Annotated in this window: 3 protein-coding genes and 1 pseudogene; 3 read left to right on the forward strand and 1 reads right to left on the reverse strand. The window is 60.3% G+C overall.

Features of this window, described 5'->3' with window-relative positions:
* A pseudogene (locus ENZ75_RS30600) lies at nucleotides 1–304 on the reverse strand (MarR family transcriptional regulator); the annotation flags it as partial.
* Between the two features lie 175 nt (nucleotides 305–479).
* On the opposite strand from ENZ75_RS30600, the gene ENZ75_RS30605 reads away from it, so the two are divergent.
* The 3 genes from ENZ75_RS30605 to ENZ75_RS30615 all read left to right on the forward strand — a co-directional run.
* Complete coding sequence (locus ENZ75_RS30605; protein ID WP_013532605.1) at nucleotides 480–764, forward strand: acylphosphatase; 285 nt, start codon at nucleotides 480–482, stop codon at nucleotides 762–764.
* A 71-nt stretch (nucleotides 765–835) separates the two neighbouring features.
* The gene (locus ENZ75_RS30610) at nucleotides 836–1,486 is read left to right on the forward strand and encodes a TetR/AcrR family transcriptional regulator (RefSeq protein ID WP_013532606.1); all 651 of its coding nucleotides are present in this window, start codon (nucleotides 836–838) and stop codon (nucleotides 1,484–1,486) included.
* A gap of 64 nt (nucleotides 1,487–1,550) precedes the next feature.
* On the forward strand, nucleotides 1,551–1,854 hold a 304-nt coding region (locus tag ENZ75_RS30615; RefSeq protein ID WP_206617138.1), incomplete at its 3' end, for an acyl-CoA dehydrogenase family protein.

The following is a 1,854-nucleotide window of genomic DNA, read 5'->3' on the forward strand; positions in this document are numbered from 1 at the left end:
GCCCCTGGCCCGCGAACTTGCGCAGGATCCGCGTCAGATAGGCGGCATCGACACGCAATTGTCTCGATATTTCGGAGGCCGCCGGGCCATTCTCGAGCCGAAAAGCCCCAACCAGGAAACCTCGCTCGCCGGCGATTTCGGCGGAAGCCGGGTTGCTGCGGTGACCCAGTTCGAACAGCACGCGCGCCTCGGTCAAAGTGAATGCACTTTGTGTCAGCGTCTCGTCGAGAAGGCCGACAGTGCGCGTGTAGAAGCGATTGAAGCGCCGGACATCGGCCACCAATGCGTTGCGTTCGTCCAACATTTGCGGCCAGCTCCTAATAAAGCAGTTCCATTTTCCTAAATTAGTGGACTGAGTCAATTAAATTCAAGGCCAGAAGGCCAGCTAAAGCCGGAAGGCCCAGCTATTGCGTCCGCGCGCAGGTTGCATTCCTCAGGCCGTGCGCCAGATTCAAAACGAGACAGGCTTGGAGAGATTCATGGCTGGTCATCGCAGGAAAGTGCACGCACGCGTCTACGGTAACGTGCAAGGCGTCGGCTTCAGAGCCTGGGCCCGGGATGAGGCCACGGGCCTTGGTCTTGCGGGCTGGGTTTGCAATGAAGCGGACGGGTCCGTAACGGCCGAGATCGCAGGCCTCGATGAGGAGGTCTCGACAATGATCGAGCGCCTCTGGAAAGGGCCGGCCGGGGCTTTGGTTTCCAAGGTCGACGTCGAGGAGTTGGAGGCAGACAACGCCTCTGTTGGGTTCAGAATCGTGGCATGAAGGCGGATTTGGATTGAGCGCCTTGAATTAATTAAACGTTCGTTTTATTATTGCTCCGCAGAGGAGCTGACATGGCACGCACCGCCGGGTCTGATGGCGAAAAGACCGAAGCGACCATTCGTGAGGCGGCGGTCAATCTGATCGCGCGTTTTGGCTACGAGGCGATGTCGATGCGACAGCTCGCCGCCGAGGTCGGCGTACAGGCGGCCGCACTCTACCGCTACTTTCCGACCAAGGAAGAGCTTCTGTTCACGCTGATGCGCGAGCACATGGAAGGTTTGACCGAAGCGTGGGAAACAGCTCGCCCGGTTAATGCGGATCCCGTGCAGCGGCTTTCGGCCTATGTCGAAAACCACATCACTTTCCACATCGAGCGACGGCACGCCACGCATGTGTCGAACATGGAATTGCGCAGCCTGTCGCCGGAAAGGCTGACGCAGATCCTGCGCATGCGCACTGCCTACGAGAAGGAGCTGCGCACCATCCTGCGCGACGGCGCCGAGACGGGCACCTTCAGCATCGACGACACCGGGCTGACCGCCATGGCGCTGATCCAGATGATGACCGGCGTCATCGTCTGGTTTCGGCCGGGCGAACGGCTGTCGATCGCTGAAGTGACCACAACATATCTTTCAATGACAATGCGGCTCGTCGGCGCGAAGATCGACGCCTACGGCGCCGCGCGTCCCTTCGGACGCGCAAAGGACGCTGCAGCATTTTGATTCGCGCATGATCCCTTTCCGAAATCAAAGTCGATTTTCGAGGTCATGCGCAGGGAGGAGAAAAATGTACACCAACACGCTCAGCTTCGGGCATGACGAAGAGATCGAGGCGCTGCGCGACATGGTGCGGCGCTTTGCCCAGGACCGGATCGCGCCGATCGCCGCCGACATCGATCGCTCGAACGAATTCCCGGCGCATCTGTGGGGCGAATTCGGTGCGCTCGGCCTGCTCGGCATCACCGCCGACCCCGATTTCGGCGGCAGCGGCATGGGCTATCTCGCCCATGTGATCGCCGTCGAGGAGATTTCGCGCGCTTCGGCCTCGGTCGGCCTCTCCTACGGTGCCCATTCCAACCTCTGCGTCAACC

Source organism: Mesorhizobium sp. M7A.F.Ca.CA.002.04.1.1 (genome assembly GCF_004022805.1).
Taxonomy (GTDB): domain Bacteria; phylum Pseudomonadota; class Alphaproteobacteria; order Rhizobiales; family Rhizobiaceae; genus Mesorhizobium; species Mesorhizobium ciceri.